Genomic DNA, 20,576 nt, shown 5'->3' on the forward strand with positions numbered 1-20,576 from the left:
GAGGCAGGTGAGCATGGATCCTCTGGACCGCTCCGATCCCAAGCGGATCGGCGACATCACGCTGCGCGGTCGTCTGGGATTCGGTGGAATGGGCCGCGTGTTCTACGGCGTCACCGACGATCACGAGGCCGTGGCGGTCAAGGTCATCCGTGAGGATCTGGTCGCCAGAGCCGAGGTGCGGGCCCGCTTCGCCCGCGAGACCGACGCGCTGCGCACGATCCAGGGCCCACACATCGCCGCACTCGTGGATGCCTCGGATGAGGACGAGGAACGACCATGGCTCGCGGTCGAGTTCGTCCGCGGCCTGACGCTGAAGGAGTTCGTCGAGACCAGTGGCCCGCTGTCGGAAGCGGATGCGGCCGCGCTCGGTGTCGTACTGGCAGGCGCGCTGAGGGACATCCACGCGGTCGGCCTGCTCCACCGCGACCTCAAGCCCGCCAACGTCCTGCTCGGCCAGGACGGGCCGAAGGTCATCGACCTGGGCCTGGTCGCCTTCGCCGAAGGTCCCACCGACCTGACCACGACCGAGTCGACGCTGGGAACCCCCGCGTGCATGTCGCCCGAGCAGGCGAACACCCCCAAGCAGGTCACTTCCGCCGCCGACGTCTACGCGCTCGGCGCCACGCTGCTGTTCGCGCTGACCAAGCACTACCCCTACGACGGCGGGAACATCGCGGCGATGCTCATGAACATCATCAGCGCCGACACCCAGCCGAATCTCGACGGTCTGTCCGACAGCACAAGACCCCTGTTCGTGAAGATGCTCGCGCACGACCCCGCCGCACGCCCGACCGTCGCACAGTCAGATGACCGGCTGAAGGAACTGTGCGGTCGTGCACCGTTGAAGCGACTGGTCGAAGCGACCTACGTCGAGCGCGAAAGCGATCCCGAGGAGGTCGGGCCGCCACCCAGACCACCGAGAAAAGACCTGTCCGCGGTCGTGCGACCCGGCTCGGTCGTCGCCATGCTGGCCGACCGCCTGCGCTCCGTCTACTCCGCCAACGCCGCCTTCTAGGAGCAGCCCAGTGACCGAGACCTCCTATCCTCCCGGTGCCCGGATCGAAGTCCGGGACGCCGAGTGGATCGTTCGTACGTGCGCGAAGACCGCGCATGACGGATACAAGATCACGGCGGTCGGCGCATCGGAGTTCGTCCGCGACGAGGACGCGGTCTTCTTCACCGCGCTGGAGGAGGTCAGCCTGCTCAGGCCCGAGGAGACCGTCCTGGAACAGGATGAGACCTCCCGCTTTGCCAAGAGCCGGCTGTTCCTGGAGGCGGTCCTGCGCAGGACTCCGCTCCCGCAGACGGAGAAGGGCCTGGCGCTCGGTGACCGGTTCCTCCTTGACCCGCTGCCCTACCAGCAGCGCCCCGCCGAACTCGCGCTCAAGGGCCTGCGCCCGCGCATTCTCATCGCCGACGTGGTGGGTCTCGGCAAGACCCTGGAGATCGGTCTCATCCTGGCAGAGCTGATCAAGCGCGGCCGCGGCGAGCGCATCCTGGTCGTCACCCCGCAACAAGTTCTGGAGCAGTTCCAGCACGAGCTGTGGACCCGCTTCGCCATCCCACTGATCCGGCTGGACTCGGTCGGCGTCGAGCGCATCCAGCGTGACATCCCGGCCGGCCGGAACCCGTTCACCTACTACAAGCGGATCATCGTCTCCATCGACACGCTGAAGAACGCGGGCAAGTACGGCCAGCACCTGGAGAAGCTGCACTGGGACGCGGTCGTCATCGACGAGTCCCACAACCTGATGGGCGAGAAAACCGACCGCAACAAGCTGGCCAAGCTGCTGGCCCGCCAGACCGACGCGCTGCTCCTGGCCAGCGCCACCCCGCACAACGGCAACAGCGAGTCCTTCGCCGAGCTGATCCGCATGCTCGACCCTGCGGCGATCGCCGACGACAGCAAATACTCCGCCGGCGACATCGACCACCTCTACATCCGCCGCACCAAGATCAGCCCCGAGGTGCGCGACCAGATGGGGAGCAAGTGGCCCGACCGCGGGCCTTCCGTCCCCGTCAGGTGTACGGCCACCTTCGCCGAAGAGAAGATCTTCGAGGAGTTCACCCAGGTGTGGCTCGCGGGCGACCAGCGCATCGGCGGCCCTGTCGTCTCCGCCAAGAACCGGCTCTTCCCCTACACGCTGCTCAAGGCCTTTCTGTCCAGCCCGAAGGCACTCGCGAAGACGGTGGCCAACCGGCTGAAGAACGCCACGGAAGCCCGGGAGATCGACGCGCTGAAGACTCTCCAGCACCTGACCGCGCAGATCGACGAACCCGCCAAGCTCACCGCGCTCATCGGCGAGCTACGGGCCATCGACCTGAAGAAGAACCGGGTCGTTGTCTTCTCCGAGAGTGTCGAGACCGTCAAGTGGCTGGCCGCCGTCCTCCCCGAACGCCTCGGTCTGAAGCCGGATGCCGTCGACGTGATGCTCGGCAACGGTATGTCCGACCAGCAGCAGCAGGACGTCATCGAGCGTTTCGGCCTGGCCGAGAGCCCGGTTCGCCTGCTCGTCACCACGGACGTGACGAGCGAGGGCGTCAACCTGCACCGGCAGTGCCACCACATGATCCATTTCGATGTGCCGTGGAGCCTGATCCGGATCGAGCAGCGCAACGGCCGTATCGACCGCTACGGCCAGGAGCACCAGCCGCAGTTCAAGGCGCTCATCCTCACCTCCGACGTGGAGGGCGCCAAGGACGACAGGACCGTCGCGGAGAAACTCCTGGAGAAGGAGGCCACCGCACACCGCACCCTCGGCACCGCCGAGGCCGTCACCGGTGAATACCGCGCCGAGCGCGAGGAACGCCGCCTCATCCAGGACCTCCTCGAAGGCAAGACGGTCGAGGAGTCCATCGAGGACCGTCCGATCGACGACTTCCTCGCCGACCTGCTCGGCTCGATCGGCGCCGAGCCTGCCAATCCGGACCCGCTCAAGGCGGACGTCCCCAGGCTGTTCGACACGTCCGAGACCTTCGTCATGGAGGCCATCGCCACCCTCGGCCTGCTGACGGACCTGGAGGATGACGGCGAGCTGATGGCGTTCTCCCCGCCGCCTGACCTGGTCCACCGGCTGTCGGCGCTGCCCATCGACTACCTGCGCACCCACGACGTCCGCAAGCGGATGAAGGTCACCTTCGACCGCGCGCTCGCGCAGCGCAAACTCACCGAGGCCCGGCGCACCAAGACCATGTGGCCCGAGATCGCCTACCTGTCCGACCTGCACCCGCTGGTCGACTGGATCACCGACAAGGTGCTGGTACGACTCGGCCGCCAGAAGGCTCCCGTCATCACCGCGAAGGTGGACGAGCCGACCTTCCTTATTCAGGGCATCTACTCCAACACTCTCGGCCAGCCGACCGTGGTCGAGTGGATGGCGGTCAGCGGCGAAGGAGTCCTTCACGACCCGATGACCGAGATCATCGCCAAAGCCGAGGTCGGGCCGCGCATGACCAACACCGGCCGCCCCATCGACCTCCAGCCGCTCCAGGACCGCCTCCCGCAGGCGGTCGCAGCCGCCCGCGGGCACCTGGAAGCCCGCCGGGCCGCGTACGACGCGGCGGTCGTCGCCCCGCTCGACGACTACCGCGATCACCTCGACACCTGGCAGCAGCTCACCCTCGACGGTGTGCACATCTCCCAGCGCACGCGTAAGGAGCAGAGCGTCCGCGACACCGTCGAACGGCAGCAGCGCCTGCTCGACTCCATGCAGACCACCGGCGAACCGCTGCTGCGGGTCCTCGCCGTCCTCATTCCTCAGGATGTGTGATGAGACTCGACTCGCTGGTCAACCGTGGTGACTACTTCTCGGCCCACTACCTGGCCGAGGTGCTGCCCAAGGACCTGAAGAAGAAGGACGGCCTGCTCGCCCGCTGGACCGGTCAGGAGAAGGACGGCCTGACCACGCCGCGCAAGGGTCTGCGCGCGCTCGGCAAGCCGTACTTCACCGACCGGCCCTTCTTCGCCGACATGGATGTACGGCTCGGCGAGGGTGAGATCCCCGAGGACCTGCCGCAGTGGCGCAAGCAGCTCGGCGAGCTGCACATCCAGGTGCTCAAGGCACTCGGCTACCAGGCCCAGCCACGTGAGATCACCGTCGAGCGGGCGGGCAAGGAATACCCGGTCCAGGTCGCCTACGCCGACGAGCACCTGGTCGCGATCGAGTGCGGCTGGGCCGCCGAGGTCGACGCCGGTCTCGACGGGCAGCTCCTGCACCCCGTCCAGCTGGACGGCCGCGAGCAGATCGAGGACGCCACCAAGCTCGCCTCCTGGCTGCTGGCCGGCGAGAACCCGCCCCGCTACGTCCTCATCCTGGCCGGCGGCGTGGTCATCCTCGCCGACCGGGCCACCTGGGGCGAGGGCCGTTACCTCGCCGTCTCCCTCGACGTCGCGCTCGGCCGCAACGACCCCGCGGAGCTGGAGGTCATCGCCGCGCTCTTCGGCGCGGACTCGCTGCTGCCTCCTGCCGAGGGCGGTGCCGAGCCGCTCGCCGACCTACTGGCCAGCTCGCGAAACCACGCGGTCGGCGTATCCAAGGAACTGCGCGACGGGCTCAAGGAGTCGGTCGAACTCATCGCGAACGAGGTTCTCGCTCGCATCCGCGCCGCGGGAGTGCAGGCCGGCGACATCATGGAGCCCGCCGCTCTGGCTCGCGAACTCGGCCGGGAGTCGCTGCGCTACCTGTACCGCATCCTCTTCCTGCTGTACGCCGAGGCCCGGCCTGAGTTGGGCATCCTGCCGACCGACGACGGGGACTACACCCGCGGCTACAGTCTGGCCCGCCTCGGCGACCTGGTCGTCCGTGACCTGACCGGAGAGGAGGCCAGGAACGGCTTCCATCTGTACGAGTCGCTCGACCTGCTGTTCCGTATGGTCAACGAGGGGCACCGCCCGCGGACCGAGGACGAGGTCTCAGAGGAGGAGGGGCTGCGCTTCGAACCGCTGAAGTCCGGGCTCTTCGAACCAGCCGCCATCGGCCTCATCCGCCGCGACCTGCCCCTCGACGAGGACGACCCACGCACGATCGACACCCGCCTGCGCAACGAGACCCTCTACAAGGTGCTGCGCAAGCTCATGCTCACGCGCGGCCGGCGCCGCGAACGCGGCGGATTCATCTCCTACGCGCAGCTCGGCATCAACCAGCTCGGCGCGGTGTACGAGGGCCTGATGTCCTACACCGGGTTCATCGCCACCGAGGAGCTGTACGAGGTCGCCAAGGGCGGCGACCCGAAGGACGGCTCGTGGATGATTCCCGCCTCCAAGGTGGACGACTACCCGAGCGAGGTCTTCGTCATCCGGGTCGACGACGACGGCAACAAGACCGACGAGTACGTGCGCTATCCGGCCGGCTCGTTCGTCTACCGTCTCGCCGGGCGTGACCGCGAGACCAGCGCCTCCTACTACACGCCTGAGTCGCTGACTCGCGTCACGGTCCAGCTCGCGCTCCAGCACCGGGTCACCGATGAGACCACGGCGCGCGACATCCTGTCGTGGAAGATCTGCGAGCCGGCTCTCGGCTCCGGGGCCTTCCTGAACGAGGCCATCAACCAGGTCGCCGAGCTGTACTTGAAGCGCCGCCAGCAGGAGCGCGGCCTCTCCATCGAGCCCGAGTCGTACGAGGAGGAGCTGCAGCGGGTCAAGGCGTACGTCGCCCTGCACAACTCCTACGGCGTGGACCTCAACGAGACCGCGATCGAGCTGGCCGAGGTCTCCGTCTGGCTCAACGTCATGCACCCCGGCCTGCAGGCCCCCTGGTTCGGGCTGCACCTGCGGCGGGGCAACTCGCTCATCGGGGCAGGGCGTCGGGTGTACGGCGCGGCACAACTCACCAAGGGGGAGTGGCTCAAGACGGCCCCGGCCGATCTGCCCTTCTCCGCCGGGGCCGTGCCTTCCGGCCAGGTTCACCACTTCCTGCTGCCCGCCGAGGGCTGGGCGGCGGTCGCCGACGCCAAGGAAGCCAAGAACCTCGCGCCGCAGGAGGCGAAGCAGCTCAAGGCCTGGCAGAAAAAGATCCGCGCCAAGGTCTCCGACAAGAAGTCCACCGGCCGGCGGTTGTCCCAGCTCCAGCGGCTCCAGGCGCTGTCCGGCCGGGCCGAATACCTGTGGGACCTGGTGGTCCAGCGCCTCACGATCTCCGAGCGGGAGATCAGCCGCAAGATCGACGTCTGGGAGGCCGACTGGATCACCCAGCCTGCCGAGGCCGTGGGCAAGGAGAAGGTGTACGAGGACCTGACCTCGCCGGGGACGCCCTACTGGCGGCTCAAGAAGGTCATGGACGCCTGGTGCGCGCTGTGGTTCTGGCCGCTCGACCAGGCCGGTCTTCTCGACGGCACGCACTCGATCTACGCGCCCGCCGCGACGGCCGAACTGGAGTCAGTCGTTCTGGCCGAGTCATCTGTACGGGCTGCGCCGGAGGAGTCTCTCGGGTTCGGGCAGGTGTACGTCACCGAGTCGTTGTTCGAGGCCGGAGACAAGCAGCTCGACCTGTCCGAGGCGAAGACGATTACCGGAGGTGGCCCGAAGAAGGCGGCCAAGCCACGTCCGCAGCCTGACCCGGTGCGCAAGGTCATCCCGTTGGCGGACCTGAACGACTGGCTCGACTTCGCCGAGGCCGTGCTCGGCCGGGCGGACATTCCCGAGGATTCGCTGGTCGCGAGCTTCGCGTCGCTGGCTGACCTGGAGACCTACGAGGACCAGCTTCCGGCGTGGATGGGGATGGACTCGGCGTTCAAGTTGTCGGAGCGGTTCCCTTGGCTGGGAGTGGCCGAGGACATCGCGGAGGACCAGGGGTTCTTCCACTGGGAGTTGCAGTTCGCGCAGATCTTCGACAGGGGCGGCTTCGACCTCCAGGTCGGCAACCCGCCCTGGGTCCGGCCTACCTGGCAGGAGGATGCGGTTCTCGCCGAGTGGGAGCCGTGGTTCAAGCTAGTGGACAAGCCGAGCGTGCCTGAATGGCGCGACCGCAAGACCGAGGTGCTTGCTGGTGATGCGGCGAGCGTCTCGTTCTTGGGCGAACTGTCCGCCAATGTGGGGACCACCGAGTTCCTTGGCTCAGGGATCGCTTATCCGCTGCTCGCAGCCACTCAGCCGGATCTATATCGCGCGTTCATGTGCCGCGCATGGGCCAACCTCGGAGACATGGGAGCAGCCGGACTCATTCATCCGGACACTCACTTCGGTGGCGTCAAGGAAGGTCGACTGCGCGCTGCCGCCTATCGTCACCTGCGAGTCCATGCAAAATTCATCAATGCGGCGAACTGGGCGTTTGAAGACCTGAGCCGGACGCAGGAGTTTGGTCTCCATATCTATGGTTCAGGGCGTCAGGTTGGATTCGCCCACTTCAGTGACCTCTACGGCGTAGAAGTCGTGCCGCGCTCGCTGGAGCATGACGGCGAAGGACCCCTCCCAGGTATCAAGCACGAAGGTAGGTGGGACATCCGGCCGCACCGCGCGCGGATCATCCAGGTCGATGATGACGTGTTGCGTGAGTGGCGACGACTCCTCAATGCTGATGACATTCCGCTGGAGCAGACGCCGTTGCTGTATCCCGTGACCGTCGCAGAAATGGGTGCGATTGAGGCGCTGGCAAACTACTCACGACGACTTGGCCTCGCTGGCCCGCGAATCGGTTCCGGCTACCATGAGAAGACCGCCAAGGACGACGGACTGATTCGCTGGTCGCCGGGTGGGCGTGGCTCGCCGGGCGACGTGATTCTCCAGGGGCCGCACATCAGCGTCGCCACGCCCTTCGCCAAGCAGCCGCCGCTCTTCAAGAGCTCCGACCAGCCGCAGGATCTCAGGGCTCTCGCGATCGACGCAGTGCATGCGGCTAACTACGAGCGAGCGTGCGACGAGGACACCTACCGCGCTGCGCAGGACCGTTGGGAGACCACCGACGGCAGTACCCGTCGCTATGCCGAGTTCTACCGCCTGGCCTGGCGTGTCATGGTTCCGTTCAACGGTGAGCGATCGCTGTTCGCGGCGCTGATCCCGCCCGGTCCCGCGCACGTGCATACCGTGCACACGCTGGCACTGCCCAACAACCGCGGCACTGCGCTGGCCGCAGGGTTCTGGGCGGCGCTTCCGCTCGACTACGTGCTGCGCATCACCGGGCGATCGCACCTCCAATACGCCGAGGCCAACGCCATGCCCGCCGCCGATCCGGACCACCCGTTGGCCTCGGCGCTGCTCCTGCGCACCCTGCGCCTCAACTGCCTGACCAACGCCTACGCCGACTTGTGGGCCGAGCTCCGCGAGCCTGTCTGGCAGCACGAAACCTGGGCTGTCGACTGGCCGGGTTTGAAGCCGATCGCTGAGGGCGTCACCCCTGAATGGCACCACAGCACCCCGCTCCGCACCGAGCGTGAGCGCCGCGCCGCCCTGGTGGAGCTGGACGCGATGGTCGCGCTCTGGCTCGGCATGACCGTCGACCAGCTCGTCGCGATCTATCGCTCCCGCTACCCGGTCCTGTCGGACTACGAGGCGCAGATCTGGTTCGACGCCAACGGCCGGAAGCTCGCGGCCAACCACAACACCTACGGCCACGGTCAGACCAAGGCGGACTTCGAAGCGCTCATGGCGCACCTCGACCCCGAGATCAACGGCCCGGTGCCCGACGGCTACGCCGCGCCCTTCTACAAGGCCGACCGTGAGGGTGAATACCGGCAGGCCCATGCGGTCTTCGCCGAACGCCTTCAGCAGGCGCAGGCCGTACAGCAGAAGGACGGTGACGCGTGAGACCGACGCTCGCCGCCGAGGAACTGCGGGAAAGTCTGACCCAGTACCTCACCACCACATTCGCCCTGTCGGAAACCACGGCGAGGGATGCGCTGAAGCTCTTCCTGAACCACCCGGAGCAGGGGATCTTCCGGGGTCCGTACCTGCGGATCAGGACGCCGTTCCGGACGGCGGAGGACGGGTGGCGGGATCGGCTGGAATGGGTGCCGAGCGGGTTCACGCCCTACCGGCACCAGGCGAAGGCGTTCGAGCGGCTGAGCACGCTCGGCAAGCAGGCCGAGCCGACGCTGATCACGACGGGCACGGGCTCGGGCAAGACGGAGTCCTTCCTGCTGCCGGTGCTGGACCACTGCCGGCGGAAGAGAGCGCAGGGCAAGCATGGGGTGAAGGCCGTGCTGCTCTACCCGATGAACGCCCTCGCGACCGACCAGGCGCACCGGATCAACGACTACCTCCAGCAGACCGGGATGGAGGAGGTCACCGCCGCGCTCTACATCGGTGACACCCCCGAGGTCGGCTATCCGAAGGTGCTGACCAAGCGGTCGGAGATCCGGCGTAATCCGCCGGACGTTCTGATCACCAACTACAAGATGCTCGACCTGCTCCTCCAGCGAGCCGACGACCTGCCGCTGTGGCAGGAGGCCGAGCTGGCGTACGTGGTGGTGGACGAGTTCCACACCTACGATGGCGCGCAGGGCACCGACGTGGCGATGCTCCTGCGGCGGCTCGCCGCGGCGACCGGGCACTCCCAGCCGGGCAAGCCGCTCGGCGACATCTGCCCGGTCGCCACCTCGGCGACCCTGGGCGAAGGCGGGGACGGCAAGGTCATCCGCGAGGTGGCCGAGCAGGTCTTCGGCACGGCGTTCCCCGAGGACGCCGTGATCGGTGAGGACCGGCTGACCGCCGAGGAGTTCATCGGCGACATCGACTTCACGCTGCCGCTCCCGGGGCCGGAAGACCTGATCGCGTGCGGTGATCCGCTGATCAGCCCAGGTGCGATGAGCCAGCTCGCCGCCGCGGTCACCGGCAAGAACACGATCAGCGACATCGAACTCGGCACCATACTCAAGCAGCACATCCTCACCCAGGCCGTGCTCGAACTCCTCGGCGACGGGAAGCCGAAGACGCTGGGAGAGATGCTGGAGCGCTTGCCGAAGAAGGGCGCCTACAACTGGGGCGCCTACATCCGCGCCAACCCGGCCAAGGCAGCCACCGCGCTCGCGAGATTCGTCGCTCTGCTGTCGCAGGCCCGGGTTCCCAACAAGGTGCCGGGCAGACCGAACCGGCCGCTTCTCATGGTCGAGACGCACATGTGGATACGGGCGGTGTCGCGGCTGCTGCGGCTGGTTCACCACTCCCCGGCGTTCGCGTGGATCGGCGAGTCGCCGGTCACCGACGCCGACTCGACGTTGAACGTGCTGGGCAAGAACCTGCTCCCGGCCGTCTACTGCCGTCACTGCGGACGCTCGGGCTGGGCGGCGTTCTCTCCGGAGAAGGACCCGTCCGAGCTGGTCACCAGCCCGGAGAAGATCTACCGCTCGGCGATCGGCGCGGAGAAGAAACGGGTCCGTGCGCTGATCCGGGCGACCGAGGGCGAGGCCGCGGCGAACGCGAAGGGCCTGCAGATCCTCGACGGCGACCGGGTCCGTCCCTACGACCCCGCGCGGGACGAGTACGGCAAGGGCGACATCGTCTTCGTGCTGGCGAACCTGAGCACCAAGCAGGACGGCAACCACGCGGCCACCCAGGACCGCTGCCCGGCCTGCGACATGGAGCAGGGCATCCGCTTCCTCGGTGCCGGCCTGGCGTCGCTGGCGTCGGTGGCGGTCACGCAACTGTTCGCCGGCCGCCAGCTGGAGGCTGAGCAGCGTAAGACGCTGCTGTTCAACGACTCGGTGCAGGACGCGGCCCACCGCGCCGGGTTCGTCGCCAACCGGTCGTTCGCCTTCTCGCTGCGGCGGCTGATCAGCTCCCGGCTGGACACCGAGGCGCCGATCCTGCTCAACGACCTGATCGGCGACCTGGCGGCGGCGGCCAGCGAGTCCGGCGTACTGCCCGCCGTGGTCCCCCCCGACCTGCACGACCGGCCGGAGATCGACGCGATCCTGGCAGAGACGACCAGTGGCACTCCACAGGCGTGGGACCTGATCGGGCAACGGCTGGCCTTCCAGACGGTTCTGGAGTTCGGGCTGCGCAGCAGGCAGGGCCGTACCCTCGACCTGACCCGCACCGCGGTCGGCGAGGTGGTGCTCGAAGACCCGCAGAAGATCGCTGAGCTGGCGCGAGATGTGCACGTCGGGTTGTCCGGGATGATCGAGCGGCAGGACGACAAGCGCTATCTCGCGTTCGTCCGCGGATTCCTGGATCGGCTGCGCTACCGAGGCGCGATCAAGCACACGTGGCTGGATGAGTGGATCAGAATCGCCGGAACCAACAGGTACCGGGCGATCTGGGGACAGCGGCCTGACGGCATGCCGGCGTTCCCGCGTGGACTGAGCGCCCCGACCTTCCTGCTTGACCGGTTCAAGAACAAGTCCGAGTTCGACCGTATCGACGCGGACCAGGGATGGCCGCAAGACTGGGCGACCCGGTGCCTCGCGCTGGGCAAGGGCCAGGCCGGGGAGTACCTGGCGCGGTTGTTGCCGGTCCTCGCCTCGGAAGGGGTCGTCGCCAAGAGGGTGGCCGATGGCTCGACCGGGGTGTACGGGCTGCAACCCGGGCACATCATGGTGCACGCGCTGGGGGACGAGCAGGTCAACGACGCGGGCCTGGGTTGTGATCAGTGTGCCTGGCAGCAGACCATCCGGCCCGAGCTGGTCGCGGAGTGGTACGGCCAGCCGTGCCCGCGCTACCGCTGCGGCGGCCGGCTGACCGACCGGGGCACCAGGAAGTACCTCAACGACTACTACCGCGGCCTCTACCTGGGACACGAGCCGTTCCGCGTGGTGACGGCCGAGCACACCGGCGCGCTCACCCGCCGTCAGCGTGAGCAGGTCGAGGAACGCTTCAAGGCGGGAACCCGCTACAACGACCCGAACGTCCTGTCCTGCACGCCCACGCTGGAGCTGGGCATCGACATCGGCGAGTTGTCGACGGTGATCCTCGCCTCCCTGCCGCCTGGACCGGCCAACTACGTGCAGCGAGTCGGGCGGGCGGGACGCCAGACGGGTAACGCCTTCATGGTCACGATGGTCGGGCGTTCCCCCCGGGACCTGTACTTCCTGAACGAGCCGACGGAGATGATCGCCGGCGAGATCGTGCCTCCTGGCAGCTACCTGTCGGCGGTGGAGATCCTGCGCAGGCAGTATTTCGCGCACCTGGTCGACCTCTGTGCCCGTGGGCGGCTTCCCGGGGTGCTGGCGTTGCCGCGCCGGGCTTCCGCGTTGTTCGGGGAGACCGGTTGGCTGGCCTCGTTCGTCCCGGTGGCGCTCGGTTCGCGAGCCGTCGCGGGCTTCCTGGATCTGTTCGGGGCCGCCGTGACGCCTGAGGCGGCTTCGGATCTGCGGGCGTTCGCCGGAGCTGGGCTGGCGCAGGCTGTACGGAATGCCGCTGAGGAGTGGGATCAGCGGCTGGCAGACCTCCGGGAACGGCTGACCGCCATGGACGAGGCGATCAAGGCACTGGTCGAGGCTGATCAGATGCAGCGGGCGGTCAAGCGATCTCTCATGGCCGAGCGGCGAGCCGTGGCCAAGCTGATCGGAGAGATCGGCCGGGAGAACGCCCAGAGCGCGCTGGTCGAGCTCGGGCTGCTGCCGAACTACTCCCTGATCGACTCGGCCACCGCGCTGGAAGCGACGATCACCTGGGAGGAGCAGATCCCGGGCGGCAAGCAATATCACTCCGAGGTGCGCGAGTACAAGCGGTCGGCGCGGCTGGCGCTCACCGAACTGGCGCCGGGCAACTCCTTCTACATGCGCGGATACGAGCACAAGGTCACCGGTCTGGACATCGGCACGCCCTCGCGGCCGACGTGGGAAGACTGGCGGGTCTGCGGAGGCTGTGGCTACGTGCGGACCGGCCAGGCGGTCGAGGACACCTCCCCCTGCCCGCGTTGCGCCGACGCCGGGCTGGGGGAGGTCGAGTCGCTCTACAAGGTGTTGCGGCCGACCAGGGTCTACGCGCACGACCGGAGGGACGACGCCCAGATCGGCGACGACAGCGACGACCGGCAGCGGCGCTACTACGAGCGAGCGGTCGCCGTCGACATCGACGCAGCCGACATCGAGCAAGGCTCGTGGCGGCATCACAAGGCCGTCTTCGGTGTGGACTTCACCCGAAAGGCCGCCATCCGGCGGTTCAACCTGGGCACGATGCGGAACGACCGGCAGGACTACAAGAAGTTCGCCGGCGAGGACGCCCGGCTCAACCCGTTCCACGTCTGCCCGGCCTGCGGCGGAACCACCGTGGACGGTCCCCCCGCCGCTGAGTCGGACGGGCTGCTGGCGGCTTCGTGGGCGGACAAGAGCCGTCGCCATCACCGGCCGTGGTGCGTCTTCCGGCGGGCGGCCCAGGACACCGAGCACGTCAAGGTGATCCTCGCGCACGAACTGAACACCGAGGCGCTGCGCATCCTGCTTCCGATCGCCACGCTGATGGCCACGGAGCGGACCGCCACTTTCGCCGCGGCGCTGATGGCCGGGGTGGCCGCCAAGTACGGCGGAGATCCCGACCACCTGTCGATCGCCACGGCCACGATGCCCGATCAGGACACCGGACGGCGGCGGCGCTTCCTCGTGCTGCACGACACCCTGCCCGGCGGCACCGGCTACCTGCACAGGCTCGCCGCGCCCGAGGGCTTTCGCGAGGTGCTGGCCGAGGCGCACAAGATCGTGTCCGAGTGCCGGTGCAAGCAGGACAGCACCAAACGCGCCTGTCACCGCTGCCTGCTCTCGCATGTGCCGGGCAGCGACTACGACAAGGTCAGCCGGGCGGACGCCGAGGAGATGCTCGCCGAACTGCTGGACGACTGGCAGGTCACCGACGTCGTCAACACCAGCGAGATCTCGCTGTGGGACCAGGTCGAGAGCGAACTGGAGGCACGTTTCCTCGGCGGGCTGGAATCGTGGGCGCGCCGGCCCGACACGGCCGGAACCCTGGCCCGAGGCGAGGTGATCAACGGACGCAAGACCGCCGACCTGCGGATCGAAGGACCTGACGGCAACGTTCGGCACTGGCGGATGACCCTGCAGAACACCATCCGCGGCACCCGGCCGGACGTGGTGTTCAGGCTGGTCGACTCCGAGCCGCAGGAGGTCTCGGTGTACCTCGACGGCTACGCCTACCACGCGACCGCTGAGATCAACCGGCTCGCCGACGACGCGGAGAAGCGCTCCCGGCTACGCGCGCATCGCGGGCTGGTCTTCCAGCTCACCTGGGAGAACCTGGACGCCTGGGAGGAGAACGGATTCGCGCCCGGCTCCTCGCGTGAACCGTCGCACGCGCCGTACCTCGGAAAGGCTCAGGCGAGCGCCCGCGGTTACTATCAGAAGCTCACCGGTCGCGACCCGGACGACCTGGTACGCACGATGTGGGCCAACCCGATCGAGACGCTGCTGACCTACCTCGGCTCGCCCGATCAGGAGCTGTGGTTGCGCAGGGCCGAGGCGGTGGTCGCGGGCGCGGTTTCGGTGGCGACGGACAAGAGTGTCTGTGACGTCGGGGGAGTGGCCGAGCGCATCAACGCCTCGTTGCGAGGGCTGCCGCTTCCCGACGGGGCTCCCGGAAAGATCGCGGTCTGCCGTGGTGAATCGCTGACGATCGTCCTCGACCAGCGGGTCTTCAGCGCCTTCACCGTGATCGACGATCGAAACGGGACGATCGTCGCGGACGATGTGACCCACAAACGCCGCTGGGCCGACTGGCTCTACTGGGGCAATCTTCTGCAATTCCTCGATGCCGGGCAGGGTGACAGCGCGCAGCTCGCTCACACCGGGCTTGACCTGTTCGACCCGGCGCAGCTCGCTGCGGCGGGTGGGGATGGGTTCCTGTCCGCGCTCAGCCTGATGCCACTTGATGAGGAGCTGCGGTCGGAGGCAGAGGTCACCGTGGTGCGGCAGGCGGCAACCGCACCCGGGATCACCAAACGCTGGGAAGAGGTGCTCGATCTGCTGGCTTCGGACGAGCCAGGGCTGGCCGACTTCGTGCACGAGTTGGCTGCCCTGGGGGTGCCCGTGCCGGAGGTGGGCTTTGAGTTGGGCGAGCAGTTGTGGCTGGCGGAGCTGGCTTGGCCTGCGGCAAAGGTGGCGATCGTACTCGCCGGAGACGACGATGAGACTCGACGGCGTGATGCCGCGTTCGCCGAAGCCGGATGGGACGCACGGACCGTGGCGGGCTGGACGCCCGAGGAACTAATGGGAGGCATCGCGTGAGTGGGGCTACTCTTCGGCTGCTGGACAAGGCCGACAAGGAGATTCTCAAGCTGCCCCGGGCGGTCAAAGGCGCGATCTACGACTTCCAGCACAAGTTCCGGCAGGACCTCAACAATCCGGGACTGAGGTTCAAGCGGCTGGAGGGGCATCCACGGCTGTTCTCGGCGCGGATCAATCTCGACTATCGGGCGCTGCTGCTGCACGCGGGCGGCCACGACTACATCCTGGTCGCGGTCAAACCGCGTCAGGAGGTCTACGACAACCTCGACAAGTTCGCCTACCAGATCAACCCGGTCACGGGCGGCATCGAGTTCGTCGACCTGGTCACCATCGAGGCCACGCTCGTCGAGAAGCCGGCCGGACCGGAGCCGCTGTTCGCCAAGTTCTCCGCTGAACAGCTTCGTGATCTGGGAGTGGCCGAGCCGTTGCTCGGCCTGATCGCGAAGATCACGACCGAGGACGAACTCCTGGGACTGGCCTCCTACGCGCCCCACCTCACCGGGGAAGTCCTGCTCGCGCTGTATTCGGGCAAGACGCCGGACGAGGTGCTGGACCAGATCACCACCCCGGTCGCGGTCACCGAGGCGATCGACGCCGAGGACTACCAGGCGGCACTGGTACGCCCCGCCACGGTCACGACCGACGACGCCGATCTGCAGGAGATCCTGGAACAGGGCGACTTCGGCCGCTGGAGGGTGTTCCTCCACCCAACCCAGCGCAAGATCGTCGAACGGTCCTACAGCGGCCCGGCCCGCGTCAGCGGCGGTCCGGGCACCGGTAAGACGATCGTCGCGCTGCATCGGGTCAAGCATCTGGTGGACCGGCTCGGCCCGGGCTCGGGCAAAGTGTTGCTGACCACGTACAACACCAACCTCGCCGCCGATCTGCGGCAGCGGCTGATCGACCTGGCCGGTTCCGAGATCCTGCAGCGCGTGGAGATCCTCAACGTCGACAAGGTCGCCAGCACGATCGTCGCCCAAGCGGCTTCCGGCAGGCACCGGTCGCGGATCGACGACACCAAGGCGTTGAAGGAATGGGAGGACTTGCTGCTGGAGGAGGGCGAATCCCGCTGGGACGCCGACTTCCTGTACGCCGAATGGTCCCAGGTGATCCTCGGGCAGGCCTGCGCCACCCGGGCCGACTACTTCCGTGTCCGCCGTGCGGGTCGTGGCCGTTCCATCAGCCGGGAGGACCGCGCGGCCATCTGGCGACTGGTCGAGCGTTATGTGATGCGGCTGGACGCGAAAGATGTCTGGACGTACCAGCAGTTCGCCGAACGGGCGGCCCGGCTGGAGATGGAGAAGGCCAGGGACAGGGCGTCCTACGAGGCCAACGCGGGGTTGCAGCGGGAGTCCGGCGTCTGGCATCGGCCCCGCTACAGCCACATCGTCGTCGACGAAGCCCAGGATCTGTCTGTCGCGCACTGGAAGATGCTGCGGGCGATGATTCCGGAAGGTCCGGACGATCTGTTCATCGCGGGTGACACTCACCAGCGGATCTACGGCAACTACGTCTCGCTGGGCAGCCTGGGCATCAACATCCGCGGTCGATCCGCCAAGCTGACACTCAGCTACCGCACCACGCACGAGATCCTCGGCGCCGCCGTACGACTGCTGGGTCATGAGGACTGGGACGACCTGGACGAAGGTAGCGACGACCTGACCGGCTACCGGTCGGTGCTGCGCGGTCCCGAGCCTTCGCTCGTGCCGTACGCCACCTGGGCCGCGGAGCTGGACGGAATCGTCGAACAGGTCAAGAAGTGGGACGGCGGGTCGATCGCCGTCGCGGTGCCCCAGCGATCGATGGTGGCCCAGGTGGAGAGGCATCTCGCGCTAGCCGAGATCGTTTCGTGCTCCATCACCAATGACGGTCCCCGACTGGTCGAGGCGCCCGTGCACATCGGGACGATGCACCGGTTCAAGGGCCTGGAGTACCAGCGGATGATCATCGCAGGAGTGGCTGAAGGACTGGTGCCCCGCAATCTGGACTTCGAGCAGAGCGATCCGCTGCGGTTCCGGCGCGAGATGCGACGGGCTCGGTCACTGCTGTTCGTGGCCAGCACGAGGGCCAGGGACAGCATCGTTATCTCGTGGAATGGCAGGAAGAGCCGGTTTCTGCCATGAGAACCGTCGCCGAGCGTTACAAGGTCACCTCTCCCATCGGGCAGGGAGGGATGGGAGAGGTCTGGGGAGGTAAGGATCTGCGGCTCAACCGGCCGGTGGCGATCAAGCTGATCAGCTCCGCCGATTTGGTCTCGGCTGAGGATGCGCGGCGGCGGTTCAGCCGGGAAGCTCGAATCACGGCCAGGCTGAGCCATCCCGGTGTGCCGGTGGTCTATGACTTCGGCAACGACGGTGATCTGTTCATGGTGATGGAGTCGCTGCCCGGTGACAGTGTCGGCAAGCTCAAGGACGAATACGAACGCCTGCCGTACCCCTGGGCGGCCTTCATCGGCGCGCAGGTGTGTGCGGTGCTGGCGGCCGCACACGACGCCGGACTGATCCATCGTGACGTCAAGCCGGAGAACCTCGTACTCTGCCCGAATGGCCTGGTCAAGGTCATCGACTTCGGCGTCGCGACCTCGCTTGGCACGGGGGAGTTCTCCACGATCACCGCTGCCGGCCAGATCCCCGGGTCGGCTCGCTACATGGCGCCTGAACTGCTCGTGGGAGAGCCGGCCAGCCGGGCCAGCGATCTCTACACGGTCGGGTGCCTGCTGTACGAACTGTGCACGGGATCCCGGCCGTTCCAGCATGACGATCTGCTACGGGAGATCACGCGGAGCAGGACGGAGGACCCTCCTGCCATGGACGAGGTTCCCGGCGAGTTGGAGGCGTTGATCCGGCGACTGCTCGCCAAGACACCTGAGCGGCGACCGGACAGCGCGGTAACCGTGTATCGGGGACTTCGCCCCTGGATACATGATCTACCGCCGCTGCACGGATGGGTGGCTGGGAACGCGGCCACCGATCCCGTTCACCTGTACGCGGCGGCGGCTCTATCGGGTTTGGGGTGAAGGTTGTGCAGGACAGCGCCACGGTCGCAGCAGCCGACATCGCAAGGCTGGCGGGGGTCGGGCGTGCCGCCGTCAGCAACTGGCGTCGCAGGTTCGACGACTTCCCTGCGCCGGTCGGCGGGACGTCCAGCAGCCCACTGTTCTCCCTGACCGAAGTGGAGGAATGGCTGCGCCGCCAGGGCAAACTCGCCGAGGTCCCGCTGAACGAGCGGGTCTGGCAGCAACTCCGTGCCGGGGTCGAGGATCTCCAGCTTGCGCGGGTGGTCGGCAGTATCGGAACATTCCTGCTCTCCGGTGAGTCCGCGGAAGTGTCGACGGCGTTTCCCCGCTCGCTGCTCGACGCAGTGTCCGAACTAGCGGCCGAGCGCGGTGCCGCATCGACGTTCGACTTCCTCTACGACCGTTACCTGGAGGCGCATTCCCGGCGCGTCGTCACGTTGCCGGCCGAGGTCGCGGATCTGATGACGGCCTTGGTCGTGCCAGACGGGGGCACGGTCATCGATCCAACGTGTGGGTTGGGCAGCCTCCTGGTTTCCGCGGCCGGCGCGGGTGCCTCCCGCATCTATGGTCAGGATCGGGACGAGGACGCGACCCGGATCGCGACCGCGCGCCTGCTGTTGCGCGGGCATGACGCCGTCATCAGGACCGGAGACTCCCTTCGCGCCGATGGCTTCGCAGACGTCTTGGCCGACGCTGTGGTGTGTGCACCGCCGTTCGGCGAACGCAACTGGGGATACGAGGAGCTTGCCAGCGATGTGCGCTGGCAACACGGCTTGCCGCCACGCGGCGAATCAGAGCTGGCCTGGGTCCAGCACTGCCTCTCTCACCTCAAGCCCGGCGGGCATGCTGTCGTCCTGATGCCCTCTGCTGCCGCCAACCGGCGCTCCGGACGCCGTATTCGGGCCCAGCTGCTCCGCAGCGGCACGCTTCGGGCGGTGGCGTCCCTGCCCGTCGGCGCGGCCCCGCACGCGCTCGGCGCACCCCATCTCTGGATGCTGCGTAAGCCTGCTCTCGGCGACGCCATACCCTCGCACGTGCTCATGTTCGATGCCTCCGACATCCCGTGGCCGCAGCTCGGCCCGAAGGTCCTGGACGGTTGGCGGGACTTCGCCTCGGAGTCAGGTGAGCAAGGGGCGAGGGCCGTCATCGAGCTGCTGGATGAAGAGGTGGACCTCACTCCCCGGAAGTCGGCGGACGGCACAGGGAGAACATTCAATTCGTCCTATCAGGACCTCGCTGCGGCCGTGGCCGAACTGCAGCAGGCATTGCGCGACGTTCAAGGACTTTCTGACACGCAGTCCGAGCTGCCTAAGACGTCGATCGCCGAACAGGTGAGGGCAGGGGCGGTCACCGCACATCAGGCTGCTCGACAGCAGGCCGACTCCGGAAAGCTACCCTTGCTGACCGTCGATGACGTGCTCGCCGGCCGTGATCCCAGCGGTCGCACTTCCCTCTCGGCGGAGATGGTCAGGCTGGAGCCGGGTGATGTGGTGGTGCCTTCGGGAGGCCGGGCGTTCGTCGCGCGGATCATCCAGGAAGAAGACGCTGTCCTCGGCAGCGGTCTCCATCTCTTCCGAGCGGATCCGTCACGAATCGACCCCGCCTGCTTGGCCGGATTTCTGCGGATCGCCGGAACTCAGGCCGCCGGACGCAGCCAGTCAGGAACCTCGCGATCTGATATCCGCAGGGTGGAGATCCCCAGACTTCCCCTAGAGGAACAGCGTCGTCTCGGTGTGGCGTTCACACGGCTGGAGAGGCTCGAGGAGATCGTCCGTAGAGTGGCGGAGCAGGGCGCGGCTCTCGTTGACCTGGGGATCACGGGGCTCGGTAGCGGGAGAGTTGTCAATTCGGCTAACGGCTAAATGGTCCCGCCCGGAAGCTCGCCGGGGGTCAGTAGTTGAGGTAGAGATCGCAGGCGCAGTCGAGGGCTTCTTGGGCGGTGTCGATGGGTAGCCCGGTCGGCAGGATTTGGTTCTCGTACTTGCCGCTGCTGGCGAGGTAGAGGCCTAAGCCCCAGGTGGAGGCTGGCCCGTTGTATCGGTGCCGGAGGAGGGGCAGCCGATCTCCGTCGGCCAGTTCTTCCTCAACGTAGGCGAACTGGCCGTGGTAGCGGACGCGCAGGCCGGTCAATTGGGGTTAGTGGTCGCGGGCGTGCTGGCGCAACCGCTGGGACAGGGAGGTCTTGGTCGAGTCGGGGATGGCAGCCATGAGGCCATTTTGCCGTCCCGGCGTATCGATCATGGCGGGAGTGGGCGATCCGGAGCAAGATCGCAAGTCGGCGGGGCAGGGAGCGCTGTTTGTGACGTGGGAGGTTGGAAAAGGCTCAGTGATTCGAAGCGCCACCGTTCGATCAAGTCGCCGTCGTAGGCGACCACGGCGAGCGCGGCTACCTTGATCGGCACGGTCGGACGCCCCTTCGGGGTCAACCCCTCGAAGTCGATGACCACAAACGTAT

Annotated in this window: 8 protein-coding genes; 7 read left to right on the top strand and 1 reads right to left on the bottom strand. The window is 67.3% G+C overall.

From position 1 onward, the window contains the following. Window positions 1–13 precede the first annotated feature (13 nt). The 7 genes from ACTMTF_RS00080 to ACTMTF_RS00110 are packed head-to-tail and all read left to right on the top strand — an operon-like array spanning window position 14 to window position 19,983. Window positions 14–1,015, top strand: coding sequence for a serine/threonine-protein kinase (locus ACTMTF_RS00080; protein ID WP_441109806.1), 1,002 nt, complete (start codon window positions 14–16; stop codon window positions 1,013–1,015). Between the two features lie 10 nt (window positions 1,016–1,025). Next, window positions 1,026–3,770, top strand: coding sequence for a DEAD/DEAH box helicase (locus ACTMTF_RS00085; protein ID WP_441108633.1), 2,745 nt, complete (start codon window positions 1,026–1,028; stop codon window positions 3,768–3,770). Then, window positions 3,770–8,737 carry a class I SAM-dependent DNA methyltransferase gene (locus ACTMTF_RS00090; RefSeq protein ID WP_441108634.1) on the top strand — a complete coding sequence of 1,656 codons (4,968 nt, stop codon included), beginning with the start codon at window positions 3,770–3,772 and terminating at the stop codon, window positions 8,735–8,737. Before ACTMTF_RS00085 ends, ACTMTF_RS00090 begins: the two co-directional genes overlap by 1 nt. After that, on the top strand, window positions 8,734–15,105 hold the full coding sequence (locus ACTMTF_RS00095) for a DEAD/DEAH box helicase (RefSeq protein ID WP_441108635.1): 6,372 nt from the start codon (window positions 8,734–8,736) through the stop codon (window positions 15,103–15,105). The genes ACTMTF_RS00090 and ACTMTF_RS00095 overlap by 4 nt, the downstream gene beginning before the upstream one ends. After that, window positions 15,102–17,228, top strand: a complete 2,127-nt coding sequence (locus tag ACTMTF_RS00100) for a UvrD-helicase domain-containing protein (protein WP_441108636.1) — start codon at window positions 15,102–15,104, stop codon at window positions 17,226–17,228. The genes ACTMTF_RS00095 and ACTMTF_RS00100 overlap by 4 nt, the downstream gene beginning before the upstream one ends. Then, entirely contained in the window at window positions 17,195–18,121 is a 927-nt protein-coding gene (locus tag ACTMTF_RS00105) for a serine/threonine-protein kinase (protein ID WP_441108637.1), read from the top strand. Before ACTMTF_RS00100 ends, ACTMTF_RS00105 begins: the two co-directional genes overlap by 34 nt. Further along, the gene (locus ACTMTF_RS00110) at window positions 18,118–19,983 is read left to right on the top strand and encodes an N-6 DNA methylase (RefSeq protein ID WP_441108638.1); all 1,866 of its coding nucleotides are present in this window, start codon (window positions 18,118–18,120) and stop codon (window positions 19,981–19,983) included. The genes ACTMTF_RS00105 and ACTMTF_RS00110 overlap by 4 nt, the downstream gene beginning before the upstream one ends. A 28-nt stretch (window positions 19,984–20,011) precedes the next feature. On the opposite strand, the gene ACTMTF_RS00115 is transcribed toward ACTMTF_RS00110, so the two are convergent. After that, on the bottom strand, window positions 20,012–20,251 hold the full coding sequence (locus ACTMTF_RS00115; RefSeq protein ID WP_441108639.1) for a hypothetical protein: 240 nt from the start codon (window positions 20,249–20,251) through the stop codon (window positions 20,012–20,014). Between the last annotated feature and the right edge of the window lie 325 nt (window positions 20,252–20,576).

Source organism: Nonomuraea sp. ZG12, from assembly GCF_052068115.1.
In the GTDB taxonomy this organism is placed as follows: Bacteria; Actinomycetota; Actinomycetes; order Streptosporangiales; family Streptosporangiaceae; genus Nonomuraea.